A 13,966-nucleotide genomic window follows, 5' to 3' on the forward strand; every position below is an offset into this window, starting at 1 on the left:
CCATCGTTCTCCGTTCACGGTGCTTGCTGACCACTCGTAGCCGGACGTCGCGGATCGGACCGCGGCGTCTCGAGCTCCTCCGAGAAAGACTGATCGATCACGGCGACCCGCCCCAGGTATGTGCCGCGGGCCAGCCGCAGCAGCCGTTCGCTCTCGCGAACCTCCCCCGCGGTGGTTTGCGAGACGGGGTCGACCAGAATCGACGCACCCGTCACACTCGCCATGTCCACCGCATCGGCCAGCTCCAGCGTCGCCGGCCCCACGACGATGACGTAGCGGTAGCGAGCGGCCAGGTCACCGAGTAGATCGCGCATCTTCGTGCCCGTGAGTTCCCGTGTCGGGTCTTCGGGCGGGGTTCCGGCCGGAATCCAGCTCAGGCCCGTGCGGTCGTCCGTTTCGATGGCCGAGTCGAGAGTCGAGGCCGTGCGCAGCAGGTCACCCAACCCGACCCGGGGGTCGTCGTGCTCGGCGGTGAAGTCGGCGCTTACCACGATGGTGGGTGAGCCGGCTTCGATCAGAGCGGTCGCGAGCAGCGTGGCGATCCTGCCGGTGGCCGCGGTGGCACGGGGCGCCGTCGTCAGAACCGATTGGGCGCCGGCCTGATTCAGGAGGTGCGCGACTTCGATGCGTAGCAGCTTCATGTCGGTGTTGCTGCCGCCGGCCGGCGGTTGCTCGTCGGCGGTGACCACACCGAGCGCGCCGGTGAGTTCGTCGGCGAGGGTGCCGTCGCCGCCCCGGATTCGCGCGAGCCGGCGCCGTTCTTTCGCGGCGGCATAGGCGGCGATATAGGTCAGCCCGAGCAGCAGACCCAAGATTGCTCCCGAGAAGACGTTCAGCAACGTTCGCGGTGAGATGGGGTGTGATGGAACGGGCGCGGGCTGGAAGAGCAGCGGCTGCACCGGAGACACCAGGGTATAGGGCGGGCGTTCGACGTCCTTGATGATGTAGATGGTCTGCTGCGCGGCCGCATCGGCGATCATCGCGGCCCGAGCCGGGGAGGCGTCCTCGGCCTTGACGTCGAGGATCACGCTCTCGGGAACGACGTGGCCGGTCAGCTTCTTGGCCAGCTCGTCGGCGGACTCGCTCAGCCGCAGGCGGTCGGCAACGCGGCCGGTGACCATCGGCGTCGTGACCAGCCGCGAGTAGCTCGTCATGCGTTGCTGGGTGAACTCGTCACCGAACGCGAGGTTCGTGGCTCCACCGAAGTTCGGGTCGTCGAGCGCGGTGGAGTCGTTCCAGTACGGCGTCGCAACGACGACCTTCGCGGTTGCCTCGTAGACCACGGGCAGCAGCAGGTTGATTCCGCCCGCGGCGGCGGCGCCCGCCAACGTCCATATGAGAAGGAGCAACAATTTGCCGCGCACGGCCGCGAGCAACGCCAGCATTCCCGTCACGGCGTCAACCCCAGTTGTCTCAGGCTCGCGACGATCTTGCTCGCGTAGTAGACCTCGCCGTTGTCGTTGAGGTGCAGGCCGTCGGGCGAGAGCAGCGGCTTCATGTCGACGCCGAGATACCACTGCTGCGCCACCGGATCGATCACGTAGGCCCCGAGGCTTCCCGCGGCCTGGCGAAGTCCGTCCGCCACGGCGGGGTAGTTCGGAGCCACCTCCGGTGCGACGGGGGCGGGGAGCACGACGATGAGCTTGGCGTACGGCCAGACCGAGTGAACCTTCTTGAGGTACTCGTCGGCTGCGGCCGTCACCCGTTCCGGCGGTTCGCCAATGTCGTTGCGGCCGCCGTCGATCAGAACATGATCGACGTAATAGGTCGCCGCATCCTGGTCCAGGCCGTCGATGAATGGCACTCGCAGAGGTGACGGGTTGTCGGTGCCACGAATGAAGCCGGTGCCGCCTTGGGCGGCGAGAACCAGCTTCCAGCCCAAGGTTTCGGTGACCAGATAGGGGATGAACGGGGTGGACCAGTCACCGACGGCGAGCAACGTGGGCTTGTAGTCGAACATCGTCGAGGGGGACGGCGGCGATACCCAGGCGCCGATGTCGGACGACCTGCCTCGGCTTTCCGAGCGGCCGGCGGCGTGCAATTCGCGGTAGGTCAGGACGCCGAGACTCAACGCCAACGTCGCGGCGACGGCCAGCAGGATCGCGCGCCGCGCGCTCGTCGGCGCCTTAGGCGGGGACATAACTCGCCCCTGGCTGCAGCACGCGTGACGCGGGTGGCGGTTCCGGACGCGCTGCGGGTGCGCGGGGCCGGATCTTTACGTTCTTTCGTTGTCGGACAAAGAATGAGAACACCAGGATGAAAAATACGAAGGACGTGGCCTGCAGGAGCGAACCGCGCAGCAGGATCAACAGATAGAACGGCAGGATGCAGCCGATCAGGCTGGGCATCCGGTCGACGTCGAATGAAGCGTTCAGTCGCGTGTCCCAGCGATGCAGGCCGAATCCCAGAGCGAACATTCCAATGGCAAGCGGCACCCAACCGCCGTTCATGTAGAACTCGATCCACAAGGGTGCGGACAGATTGGTGAAGGAGTAGCCGCGCTCGTTCGCGATGTACACACCGGTGTCGACGGGCTTGTCACCCCATACCGCCCTTGGCACCCAGAAGAGCAGCACACCCATGAATTGCTTGCCGGGCACGTTCCCTTCGCGCGCCGTGACCAGATAGCCGTTCATCAGCTGGTCGAAGGAATCGTAGTCGGGTGACAGCAGCGCCTTGACGGGGTTCTCCAGTTCGATCTCCGCGTGCGTGGTGTAGCGAAATGCATTGGAGTACACCGGGAAGACGATGAGCATTCCGAACAGGAGCCCGCACACGGCAACACGGAAACGCCGCCTGGTGGCAAACAGCCCGAATGCCGTGGCGGCAGCCAATATCGCGGTGCCGGAAAGGTAACGCGCGTTCGATATCGGATTCATGGTGTCCGCCAACAGGATTCCGATCAAGACGATCAGCGCCATGTTGCTGCGCATGACCGTCGAGGAGATGTCCTCTCCCCGCGCACGTGCCTTGTTCGCCTCTCTGCGGAAGCGCATCAGCGCGATGAAGGCGACCAGCAACGCCATGTGGGTGAGCGGCATCATCACGACGCCCGGGCTCAGTCGCGGCCAAGCGGCATCGTAGGCCGCAAGCAGGTCGGCGCGGCTCATCAGAAATTGCAACCAGCCGACGCGGGAGAGGTAGTACATGTCGACGAGAACGGCGAACACGACAAGCAGTACGGTGCGTGGATAGTTGATCGTGAAGTCCTGGTTAGGCCGGGTGCGTCGCGCCGCATGCCAGCGCCGTTGCGGCCACCTCACGTTGTCCAAACCGGCGCCGGCCAGAAATGCGCCGAATCCGACAAGGACGATCATCACGGCCGGGACGACGAGGGTCGAATCGATGTGCGGGTCGGTGTAGGGCCATTCGTTCTCGCGAACCTGAGCCAACGGCGTCAAGCCCATGAAGATGCAGCTGAAAAGCCAGAACGTGGTTTCGAACAGCCGCCGTTCGCCATTCCCGATCAGCCAGGCGAGCCGCGCGGCGGAGATCGTGATGGTCGGGATCAACCACAGCCAGGTCCTGTCGGTGGGAATCCCACTGAAGCGGATGATCGCCGCGGGGATGAACACCGCCAATGCCGCAAACGACCACAGGGTGATGAGCGCCCCGTCCACCGGTGTCGATTCGCGCAGCCGCAGCCCCGTCGCGAGTGGCATGGGCCTCGGCGCGCCGACCTTCAGAAAGTCCTGGCCGGTCACAAACTCGACGGCCGCGCCGCGACGTCCGGCCGCCGGCTCGGCCCACGGCCTGTACCGAACCAGCGCGAGCGCCGTGATGAATGTCGTCGCTGTCGCGATACCAACCGCGATCCCCGCCGCGGTGCGGAACTGCAGCCCGCCGCCGAGCGCCGCCGCGAGCGCGACGACCGCGTAGCCGAGCCGCAGCCTCAGCGCATCGGCGCTTCGATGCACGGCGCGCAGCTGCATCGTGACGGCGATGACCCACGCCGCCATCGCGTTGTCCAGTGCGACGATCGGGATAATCGCCTGTGCCTCTTTGAATGTGGGGCCGAGGACGAGTTCACCGACCTTGCCGGGCAATAAAAACAACGTCGCGCCGACGAGGATCGTCGCGGACGTGGCGATCGAAGCGGTTCGGGCCGATGAGCTCCACGCTCGCCGCGGCGGCGTGCGTGGGATCGCCGACGACGAAACCGCGCACGCCGCGACGGCGACGGGCGCCAGCAATGCCGTGGCACCACGCAGCGCGGCGGTCACGTCCGGATTCAAGACAACGGTCGCGAACAACAGCACCGCGAACAGTCCCAATTGCCCGACGCCGGAGTCCATTCCGTACCGCGCTCGACGTTGCCAGCCGTCGGAGATCCAAGCCGGGTAGCCGTGGAGCCGCGGGCCGGTGCGAACGGCGGCCAGCATTCCGGTCAGCGCAACTAATGCGAGAGCCGTCCACGCGCCGATGAGGTGACTGGTCGTGGCCACCGGCAGGCGCAGCCACGTCGCCACCGGCAGCGCGGCCGAACCCGCCAACCACATCCCGCTCCAGCGGGTCGCAACGTGTGGGCGGCCCTGGGCGACGGCGACGTAACGCAGGACATCCAAGACGAGCACGATCGGTGTCGCGATGATGATCAAGGTTGCCGGCAACTGAGGCGCCTGCCCCTTGACCGCCCACATGACGCCGCCGATGACGGGGCTGACCAGCAGGGCGGTGGTCACGGCGAACGAGCCTTCCCGCCGGATCTCGGCCGGGCTGCGTCCCGCGGTCAGCAGCAGCGGCGTGCCCAGCGCACCGTGCAAGACGCCGACCGCTGCGGCGAGCAGCGTCAAGAGAACCGCAATCTGGCCGAAGTGCCGCGGGTTGGACACCACCGCGATCGCAAAAATGATCAAGAGGTTGCTAAGAGCGAAGAAGATCCGGTCGGCGGGACTCGAAACGGCGCGGACTTCTCTGATCGACAAACCCTCGGTCATGACTCAGTCCCTGTTGCCCGTCGCCCAGATTTTCTCGAAGGCTCCGATGGAGTCAGTGGCTCCGTGGTTCGAGTAGAGCTCGAATGTCGCGAAACTTCCCTGCCACTCGGAAAAGCGCGGATCCGACACAATTCTGTGTGTCCCGGGCAAATCCACTGTCACTTGGGCACCGTCGATGGTCAGACGTACGTCGTACGGAGTTCGCCCATCTTCATGCAGCGGTTGCGGAAAGAACTCGGCCGCGACGACGTCCAGCGGCGCGACGTCGTTGCGCGCGACGCTGATATTCCAGTTGATCGGCGTCACGACGAACTGCATCGCCAGGGGCCGGACCATCGGTGGAACGCGTTTCTCGACGCCCCGCGACACCACAAGTGTGATCGCACCCGGGGTGCCCGATCCGGGCCTGAAGACGAACCGCGCGCCCATACCCTTCACCGACGAACCGAGGTCGGGGGAACTGAAGAACGCGGCCGCGCTTCCCTGGCTCGTGGGCTGATACGTCAATCGGCCGTCTTGGATTCTGAATTGATCACCGGGGTCATCGGAGGCGGCCATGACCATCGCGGGCTGGCCGCCGTCGAAATGGTTCGGCACGGGCCCGTTGGGCAGAGCGGTGAAATCCGCCTGAACGCGGATGCCGCGCGCGGCCATCGGCGCGTGCTCTCGCAGGAACCCCCACCAGAGAGCCACCGCCACCACGACCGCCAGCGCCAACGCGAAGACCACCTGGGCCAAGGTGTGATACGAGCGGCCCGGTTTAAGGGTTGCCACCGCGATCCCTGCTCGAGGGTCCGGCCGCAGATCCGCTCCGGCCGTCGCAGGGTTGCGTCACCGATTCCACGGCAGCACGATACGAGCGAAACCGTCCGGGATTGAATTCCGACACGGTGCGCGACGGCGCCCGGCGGAGTGCATGTCCCGAGTACGGGCCGCGGCCACCGCGGCGCCAGAGGATCGATTCCATCTACACCGATGATCCTTTTGAGCCCAGCAGGTCACATAACTATATGGAAACCCACGCACCGTAACAGACTGATAGTATCCTGACGCCTATTAAAACATTCCAATATCAGGGATATCAGGTGGAAACCAGACCGCAGGCCGCCCTTGGCGCCTCGACGCCGCGGAGCCATGCCTCACGCGGGCGACGTGCACGGTCGGCCGATAGTGTCGAGAGGTTGACTTGAGGCTGGTCATCCACGATTTTTCCGGCCACCCCGGCCCGGTCCACCTGAGTCGGGAGCTGGCCCGCCGAGGGCATCGTGTCGAGCACCAATACTGCGCGTCGTTCCCGAGCGGCCGGGGCGCGACCGAGCGGCGTTGCGGCGATCCCGAGTCCTTCACCGTGCGGCCCATCGAGCTGAGCAGCGAATTCGCCCGCTACATGCCGTTCGTTCGGCTCTGGCAGGAGCTGCGGTATGCCCGCATGGCGACCCGTGCCGTCCTGGCGGCGCGACCCGATGTCGCGGTGCTGTCCACTATCCCGTTGCTGTCTCTCTTCATCCTGACTTTCTCTCTCCGCGTGCGCCGGATCCCATACGTCTTCTGGCAGCAGGACGTCTACAGCGAAGCGATCAGGGTCATCGCCCGCGATCGGTACGGCCGGTTGGGATACCCGATCGGCTACGCCGCGGACCGTGCCGAGCGTCAGGTCGCGCGCGGTGCCGCGGCCGTCGTCGCCATCAGCGACACATTCATCGAGCAACTCGCCGCCTGGGGAGTTCGGCCGAGCAAAGTGCACGTCGTGCCCAACTGGGGCGCGATCGACGAGATGCCCATGCGGCCGCGCGACAATGCCTGGGCGAAGGCTCACGGCCTGGTGGGCATGCCCGTCGTGATGTACGCGGGAACTCTCGGCCTGAAGCACGACCCGTCCGTCATATCCGCGCTCGCACGGTCGGCGCCGGCGGGCACCCGGATGGTCGTGGTGTCCGAGGGAAGTGGCCGCGACTGGCTGGAATCGGAGGCGGGTGAGGTACCGGGCCTGATGCTGCTCGACTACCAGCCGTACGAGCAGCTGCCGGACATGCTCGCGAGCGCCGATGTGCTGCTCGTCGTGCTGGAAAGTGACGCCAGCCGCTACTCGGTGCCGTCCAAGGTTCTGAACTACTTCTGTGCGGGCCGCCCCGTGCTGGGGCTGCTGCCGGGGGACAACGCGGTCGCCCAGATGATCGAAACGGCGGGGGCGGGGCTCGTGGTGGCTCCGGAGAACGCTGATTCCGCGGCCGCAGCGCTCAGGAACCTGCTGGCGGATGCCGATGCGCGAGATCGGATGGGGACCGCGGCTCGCTGCTATGCGGAACGCACATTCGAGGTGAAGCGCGTGGGCGAACGGTTTGAATCGTTGTTGAGTGACATTGCCGGCGCGCTCGCATCGCACGCCAGGCCGCGGTTTTGAAATCCTAGGAGGCACTTGCGATGGAGCCCAGTCAGGTGGATCAGATGGCATTGAAAGGCGCCGTGGATAAGGTCCTGGAGAGGTTTCCGTTTCCCGACTACTTCGACCCGTTTCTCTCGGGGCATCTGGACATGGCCCAGACCGTGATGCGCCACCTGGAGGCGGGATCCCGCGTGCTGGATTTCGGTGCGGGGCCGGCCGACAAGACAGCCATCCTGGCGATGCTGGGCTACAAGTGCACAGCCGTCGACGACCTCGGCGACGAGTGGCACCAACGCGGCGACGCCAAACAGAAGATTCTCGAGTTCGCCAAGGACATGGGCGTCGAGTACATCACGTTGGACAACCATGAATTGCCCTCCGACCGTGAATTCGACATGGTGATGCTGCACGATGTTCTCGAGCACCTGCATGACTCACCACGAGATCTGCTGAACGACCTTCTCTCGCGCGTGCGTGAGCGCGGGTACCTCTTCATCACCGTTCCCAACCATGTGAACCTGCGGAAGCGGATCGCGGTGTTGCTGGGCAAAACCAGCCATCAGAAATACGAGATCTATTACTGGTACCCCGGCAAGTTTCGCGGACATGTGCGTGAATACACGCGCGGGGACTGCGTCGCCCTGGCACGGGCCCTTGGGCTCGAGGTGGTGGAGCTACGAGGAATGCATCAGATGCTGCAAAAGGTTCCTCGCCGGCTGTTGCGCGTCTACCTTGCGGCAAGCCGGCTCGCTCCATCCACGCGCGACACGTGGTTGATGGTGGCCCGCAAGCCGGTCGGCTGGACGACCAAGACCGAAATCGACGACCAGGAGTTCCGAAAGTTCTCGGGCCTGAAGTCGTGGGCCGAGCTGGCCCACTGACCGCTGGGGCCTAACGCTTTTGAATGTAGACGAAAAGTATCGGCTGCAGGCCCGCGGGCAGATGCCTGTGTGTCCATTTCACCACCCGGTAGATGAAGGGGCTACCGAAGTGGTAGCAGGGCTCCGACGCCCACCCGGTGATGAACATGTCCGCACCGCCACCGAAAGCCTTCCGAAGAGCCGAGCGCGAGTTCATGCGGTAGCGGGTGGGGAAGACATCCTGCGACTTGCGCTCTGGCTGAACCACTCTCAGCGAACGCACGTGCAGTCGGTTGGGTATCAGCCGTGCGCCCACCGCAATGTAGCCGAACTTGTTGGGCGTGTGAGCCGCTATCCACCCGCGCGGCTTGACAATCCGCAACAGCTCAGCTGCCACGTGAGTCGGGTCGTCGATGTGCTCGAAAACCGATCGGGCGACGACGAGATCGAAATGATTGTTGGGATATGGCAGCGATGAGTCCGGACTTATCACCTCGGCGTGGTCCAGGTACGGATTGTCAAGGACGACTTCGTCGACGTCGCAACCCTCCAGGCGCGCACATCGTCCCCTGATGTCGCTCAACTGGCGGCGATAGGGCACCGGGTCGTCCGCGATCGGCTCGCCGCGCCCGGCGCCGAAATCAAGTACGCGATCGGTCGGACGAAGCAACGCGGCAACCTGATTGAAAAATACGACCGTGCCATCGACATGGCTGAACCCGCCGACATTGGACTCGGGGTAGAAACGGTGCACCAATTCTTCGGTGGTTGCCACGGCACGAGTGTAAGGCGCGACAATTGGCGCAACGCGACGCGCTTCTTCATGAGAAGCTTGTGCGCTGGTAAAACTTGGCACGTGGCGCGGATGATCGGGCCCGATGACGTGTTGCGAGGATGAGTGGCGCCCTCGATGTCGAACCGCAGGACACGTGTTTGGTCTGCAATGCTCGACCAAGTCTTCTCCAGCGCCAGCAATGGGATCTTCACATTCGCTGTCGCAGTTGTGTCCACCAAACAATCGTTCGGCGAGATCGCGCTGATGATCACGGCCCTCGTCGCGATACTCGCGGCTCAACGAGGCGCCGTCGGAATTCCCCTGATGTTGAAGTCCGGTCAAACGGCCGAGCGAATACGCCGCGAGGGTTCCTTTGCGTTGCTCGCCGGCCTGGTGATCGGTTCGGCCGCCCTCGCCGTGCTGGTCACCATCGGATACCAGGTCGGCCTGCCCGCGGTTTTCCTCGCCGTCTCCGCGCCGATCGTGTCGTGCCAAGACATTCTGAGGCATGTCGCCATCGCCGAGGGCAGACCGCACGTGGCGGCGACGTGGGATGGCGTCTGGTTCGTGGGAACCGTTCTGCTCCTCGTTTCGGCCTGGCTCAAGCTTTCGACCGCGTCCTGGTTGATCGGGGGATGGGCGGGCCTCGGCCTGATCGCCTTTGCCGGTATGGCGGCGGATCTTCGGACTCTGCCCCGGCTGCACGGCTTCACGCGATGGGCCAGGGCCGGCTGGCAACACCGCATCAGGTATGGCGTCGACGCCGGGGTCGACCAGACCACCAGCTTCCTTGTTCTCGCAATGGCGACGGTTGTGCTGAGCCCCACCGCCGCGGCGGCGCTTCGCGGCGCGACGCTCTTGTTGGCGCCCATCACGATATTGGCTGCGGCCGTTCAGCTCGTCGTCATCTCCGAGAGCACCCGCAATTCCGCACCACCCCGGGCCGTGTGGCGCGCCGCGTTGCGATTGACTGTCGGACTCGCGGGCCTTGCCGTGCTGGCCGGGGTGGTGCTGTGTCGGTTGCCCGGCAGCGTGGGGGCTTACTTTTTGGGGCAGTCGTTCGAACTGGCCCAGTATGTGCTTCCGGTTGTGGTCGTGGAGTATTGCGCGACCCTGGTGGCGTTCGGGCTGGGCATTTTCTTGAGGACGTTCAATCGGAGCTCGGATGCGATGCGGTTCAAACTCGCGGCGGGGTTGGCGCTGCTGGTGGCCTCCGCCTGCGCCGCGCTGCTGTTCCACAACGTGCGCGGCGTCGCTGTGGGGCTGGCCGTGGGAACGATTCTGGTGACCTCGCTCGGCCTGGCCTATTACGCGCCGTGGGAGGTGCGTGCGGCCCCGAAGCCCGGAACTCCCGAATCCCCGGTCACGCCTTGACTCGAAGCATCAATCCACTCGCCGAGCGTCCTCAAAATGCCGGCCTGGACGGCGTTTCGGCCTACGAATCAGCGCGCTCGCGGTCTGGTCGTTATCGCAGGCCTCCCACGACGCGGTATTGGAGGTCTTGGGTGTAGGGGGTGTCGGTGACGTCGGCGTTGGAGTGTGCGGTGGCGACGACGACGCCGTCGCGCAACATGATGGTGGTGATCGGTCCGAGGCTCAACGGGAAGGTGCAAATCCTTCGGCCGGCCGGGACGTCGCAGGAATGGTCTTGTGTTCCAGCTCTGATGAAGACCTGCGCGGGCGCTCGCGCGAAGGCCACCACCTCGATCGTGTCGCGGGGGGGAGCACTGGTCGGCACGACGCGCATGAGCGAGCTTTGTGGATACACCGGGCGGGCGCTGACCGGTTGATTGCGATACGACACGTAGAGCGCGTCGCGGACGATGCCAGGCGGGCGGCCCGACTTGAACGTGGCGATGTCGTAGGCGTTCATGTCCAGCAGGCGCCAGCCGTGAACCACCGACGGCGCCATGGCGGTGGATTCGGAGTAGTCGTTCCAGGTGATCAACTGCACCCATTCGGCGTCGTGTTGCTCAGCGAGTCTCCAGGCCAGTCGGTTGGTCACACCGTTGTCGGATTCCCAAAAGGTCGCGCTGCGCGGCCGGACGTCTTGGAAGGCGACCGGTTGCATCCATAGCTTGCCCAGTCGATGCGTGCGTTGGATGACATCCACCGGGGACCCGCGACGGGTGTCGGCGAGGGTCGTCGCGCGCGGGTCGCGGCCGCCCCACGCGCTGAACCCGTAGCTGAAGGAAGCGAACGCCTCCAAGTTGTCGGCGACGTCGCCAAAGGTCGGGACGAACGCGACAGCGAGTTTGAACTTGTCGCGCAGGATGCCCAAAACGCTGACCCACCAACTCGGCGGTCGCTGTTCGGCGGCGAAGGCACCCAGGACGGATCGGCCGTCGGGCAGGCGAAAGGCCGCCGGTGCTTGTAGATACGGTGCGACATCGGCGGCAAAGTCGTTGGGGCTCATCGCCCCCAGCTCGCCCCCGGTGATGTCGGCGGAGGTCAGAATCGAGAAGTCGCCCACCGACGCGGCGGCCTGCAACATCCGATCGACGACATCGGAGGCGGCGCGGGCCTGCAGAACATCAACGGCGAATCCGTCGATGCCCACGCTCTTGGCTTGTTTGATCTCGGTTTCCAGGTCCGCCTGGCGCCAATCGGGCCGAGTGCTGTGGGCCCGGGGTAGCGGCCTGTCCCGCAGGTATCCCCCGTATGGGGCGTGCACACCGTTTTCGCCCTGCACGGTGAGGTATTGGGTTGCGTAGTAGTCCTTGTCCCCGTCCTTATTGTCGATCGAAATCGGGAAGTTCGGCATGTAGTCGGCGAAAACCTTCCGGCCGCCCTTCGCCTTGACCAAGTCGAAGGGAAGGTACGGCGTCACGGCCGTCGGTCGGGCACGCAATGGCTCGGCCCACTGCGGGGGGAGTGCCCACGGCAGGCTCAGGACCGCGGCGATCAGCACCGTCTTCAGCGGCGCCCGGATCAACGCGACAAGCGCGAGGCCGACCAATAGTGCCGTGACGGCGGCGACCACGAGCACGGACGCGAACCCGCGTCGGGGCCACAGCTGGTCGACCCAGAAGCATACGAAGCTCCCGGCCGCCGCCCCCGCCGCCGCCCATGCGAACTCACGCACGAGCGTTGCTCGCGATGCCACCACGCGATCGACAGTAAACGAAGCGGCTCGAATGGCGCGGCAACGTTTGCGTCGTTATCGCAGGCCTCCGACGACGCGGTATTGCAGGTCTTGTATTCGGGGGGTGTCGGTGACGTCGGTGTTGGACTGTGCTGTGGTGACCACGACGGCGTCGCGCGACATGACGGCGCTGATCGGCCCGAGGCTCAACGGGAAGGTGCAAACCGTTCGGCCGGCCGGGACGTCGCAGGAATAGTCCTGGGTTCCGGTCCTGACGAAGACCTGCGCAGGCGCACTGGCAAAGGCCACCACCTCGATCACGTCGCGCGGGGGCGCGCTGGTCGGCACGACGCGCATGAGCAAGGTTTGCGGGTCCAACGGGCGGGCGCTGACCGGTTGGTTGCGATACGACACGTAGAGCGCGTCGCGGACGATGCCAGGCGGTCGGCCCGACTTGAACGTGGCGATGTCGTAGGCGTTCATGTCCAGCAGGCGCCAGCCGTGAACCACCGACGGGGCCATGGCGGTGGATTCCGAGTAGTCGTTCCAGGTGATCAACTGCACCCACTGGGCGTCGTGTTGCTCGGCGAGCTGCCAGGCCAGCCTGTTGGTCACACCGTTGTCGGATTCCCAAAAGGTTCCGCTGCGCGGCCGATTGTCTTGGAAGGCAACCGGTTGCATCCACAGTTTGCCCAGTCGACGCGTGCGTTGGATGACATCCACCGGGGAACCGCGGCCGGTGTCGGCGAGGGCCATCGCGCGGGGGTCGCGGCCGCCCCACGCGCTGAATCCGTAGCTGAAGGAAGCGAACGCCTCCAAGTTGTCGGCCACGTGAACAAAGGTCGGCACGAACGCGACTGCGAGTTGGAATTTGTCGCGCAGGATGCTCAAAACGCTGACCCACCACGTCGGCGGTCGGTTTTCGGCGGCGAATGCGCCCAGCACGGATCGGCCGTCGGGCAGGCGAAACGCCGCCGGTGCTCTTAGATACGGTGCGACAGCGGCGGCAAAGTCGTTGGGGCTCATGGGCTCCAACTCGCCGCCGTCTATGTCGGCGGAGGTCAGAATCGAGAAGTCGCCCACCGCGGCCGCGGCCTGCAATATCCGATCGATGACATCGGAGGCGGCGCGGCCGGCTTGCAGAACATCGACGGCGAATCCGTCAATGCCCACGCTTTTGGCTTGTTGGATCTCGGTTTCCAGGTCCGCCTGTCGCCAATCGGGCCTGGTGCTGTGGGCCCGGGGCAGCGGCCTGTCCCGCAGATATCCCCCGTATGGGGCGTGCACACCCTTTTCGCCCTGCACAGTGAGGTATTGGGTTGCGTAGTAGTCCTTGTCCCCGTCCTTGTTGTCGATCGAAATCGGAAAGTTCGGCATGTAGTCGGCGAAGACCTTTCGGCCGCCATTTGCTCGGGCCAGGTCGAAGGGAAGAAACGGCGTCACCGCCGTCGACTGCGCGGGCACACCAGGGAGCTTGAGGCCGGCGGGTGAATACGGCGCGACGGCCATCGGCTGCGACGGCAAAGCGTGGACCGTGTGTACGCCGTGCCACGAGACGACGCCCGCGGTCGCGTAGGTTGTTCCGAGCGCCAAAGCCAGTCCGAGTGCGGCGCCGTGGCCCAGCACCGACGAGAATCCCGTGGGGCTGGCCGCCACACATAGTTGTGTGATGCAAAACGCCAGGGGCGCCGCGGTGCCGAGGAACCCGACATAGGTCCCGATCGCGGCACCGTTCGCGTCGTCGCTTGCCGAGGCCAAACCGCTGAGCAACCCACATGCGGCGGCGCTGACGACGCCACTGAGCGCGAAACCGGCTGACCGGCTCAGTCGACCGCGGCTGGCCAACCAGGCGAGAACTGCCCCCGCCGCGGACCCCAGCACGAAAAGCAACGCGCCCATAACACGTCCTCAAAACGGTTCGTCGCG

10 protein-coding genes are annotated in these 13,966 nt (G+C 65.3%); 3 read left to right on the forward strand and 7 right to left on the reverse strand.

Translation table 11 applies throughout. From position 1 onward, the window contains the following. Positions 1–14: 14 nt before the first annotated feature. The 4 genes from OQ968_RS03555 to OQ968_RS03570 form a co-directional block, all read right to left on the reverse strand. Positions 15–1,394 carry a hypothetical protein gene (locus OQ968_RS03555; RefSeq protein WP_324674676.1) on the reverse strand — a complete coding sequence of 460 codons (1,380 nt, stop codon included), beginning with the start codon at positions 1,392–1,394 and terminating at the stop codon, positions 15–17. Next, the gene (locus OQ968_RS03560; RefSeq protein WP_324674678.1) at positions 1,391–2,140 is read right to left on the reverse strand and encodes an SGNH/GDSL hydrolase family protein; all 750 of its coding nucleotides are present in this window, start codon (positions 2,138–2,140) and stop codon (positions 1,391–1,393) included. Before OQ968_RS03560 ends, OQ968_RS03555 begins: the two co-directional genes overlap by 4 nt. After that, positions 2,127–4,793 (reverse strand): hypothetical protein, encoded by a 2,667-nt coding sequence (locus tag OQ968_RS03565; RefSeq protein WP_324674680.1) that lies wholly within the window; start codon positions 4,791–4,793, stop codon positions 2,127–2,129. The genes OQ968_RS03560 and OQ968_RS03565 overlap by 14 nt, the downstream gene beginning before the upstream one ends. Positions 4,794–4,940: 147 nt before the next feature. After that, a complete protein-coding gene (locus OQ968_RS03570) occupies positions 4,941–5,675 on the reverse strand; it encodes a hypothetical protein (protein WP_324674682.1) in 735 nt (244 codons plus the stop codon). A 448-nt stretch (positions 5,676–6,123) separates the two neighbouring features. Here OQ968_RS03570 and OQ968_RS03575 point away from each other — a divergent pair, with 448 nt between their 5' ends. After that, positions 6,124–7,338: a glycosyltransferase family 4 protein gene (locus tag OQ968_RS03575; RefSeq protein ID WP_324674684.1), complete on the forward strand. Its 1,215-nt coding sequence runs from the start codon at positions 6,124–6,126 to the stop codon at positions 7,336–7,338. Between the two features lie 20 nt (positions 7,339–7,358). After that, complete coding sequence (locus tag OQ968_RS03580; protein ID WP_324674686.1) at positions 7,359–8,201, forward strand: class I SAM-dependent methyltransferase; 843 nt, start codon at positions 7,359–7,361, stop codon at positions 8,199–8,201. A gap of 10 nt (positions 8,202–8,211) precedes the next feature. Here the strand turns inward: OQ968_RS03580 and OQ968_RS03585 are convergent, their stop codons facing one another. Continuing rightward, the gene (locus OQ968_RS03585) at positions 8,212–8,955 is read right to left on the reverse strand and encodes a class I SAM-dependent methyltransferase (protein ID WP_324674688.1); all 744 of its coding nucleotides are present in this window, start codon (positions 8,953–8,955) and stop codon (positions 8,212–8,214) included. 123 nt (positions 8,956–9,078) lie between these two features. On the opposite strand from OQ968_RS03585, the gene OQ968_RS03590 reads away from it, so the two are divergent. Next, positions 9,079–10,329 carry a hypothetical protein gene (locus tag OQ968_RS03590; RefSeq protein ID WP_324674690.1) on the forward strand — a complete coding sequence of 417 codons (1,251 nt, stop codon included), beginning with the start codon at positions 9,079–9,081 and terminating at the stop codon, positions 10,327–10,329. A 91-nt stretch (positions 10,330–10,420) separates the two neighbouring features. Here the strand turns inward: OQ968_RS03590 and OQ968_RS03595 are convergent, their stop codons facing one another. Together OQ968_RS03595 and OQ968_RS03600 are read right to left on the reverse strand one after the other, a co-directional pair. Further along, complete coding sequence (locus OQ968_RS03595) at positions 10,421–12,040, reverse strand: endo-1,3-alpha-glucanase family glycosylhydrolase (RefSeq protein ID WP_324674692.1); 1,620 nt, start codon at positions 12,038–12,040, stop codon at positions 10,421–10,423. A 75-nt stretch (positions 12,041–12,115) separates the two neighbouring features. Continuing rightward, the gene (locus OQ968_RS03600) at positions 12,116–13,939 is read right to left on the reverse strand and encodes an endo-1,3-alpha-glucanase family glycosylhydrolase (protein WP_324674694.1); all 1,824 of its coding nucleotides are present in this window, start codon (positions 13,937–13,939) and stop codon (positions 12,116–12,118) included. Positions 13,940–13,966: the final 27 nt, after the last annotated feature.

Origin of the sequence: Mycobacterium sp. 663a-19, from assembly GCF_035616495.1 — a bacterium.
GTDB lineage: Bacteria > Actinomycetota > Actinomycetes > Mycobacteriales > Mycobacteriaceae > Mycobacterium.

Coding starts and splice junctions, on each gene's coding strand:
- OQ968_RS03580 (WP_324674686.1), top strand. CDS start 7,359: ATGGAGCCCAGTCAGGTGGATCAGATGGCATTGAAAGGCGCCGTGGAT.
- OQ968_RS03600 (WP_324674694.1), bottom strand. CDS start 13,939: ATGGGCGCGTTGCTTTTCGTGCTGGGGTCCGCGGCGGGGGCAGTTCTC.
- OQ968_RS03560 (WP_324674678.1), bottom strand. CDS start 2,140: ATGTCCCCGCCTAAGGCGCCGACGAGCGCGCGGCGCGCGATCCTGCTG.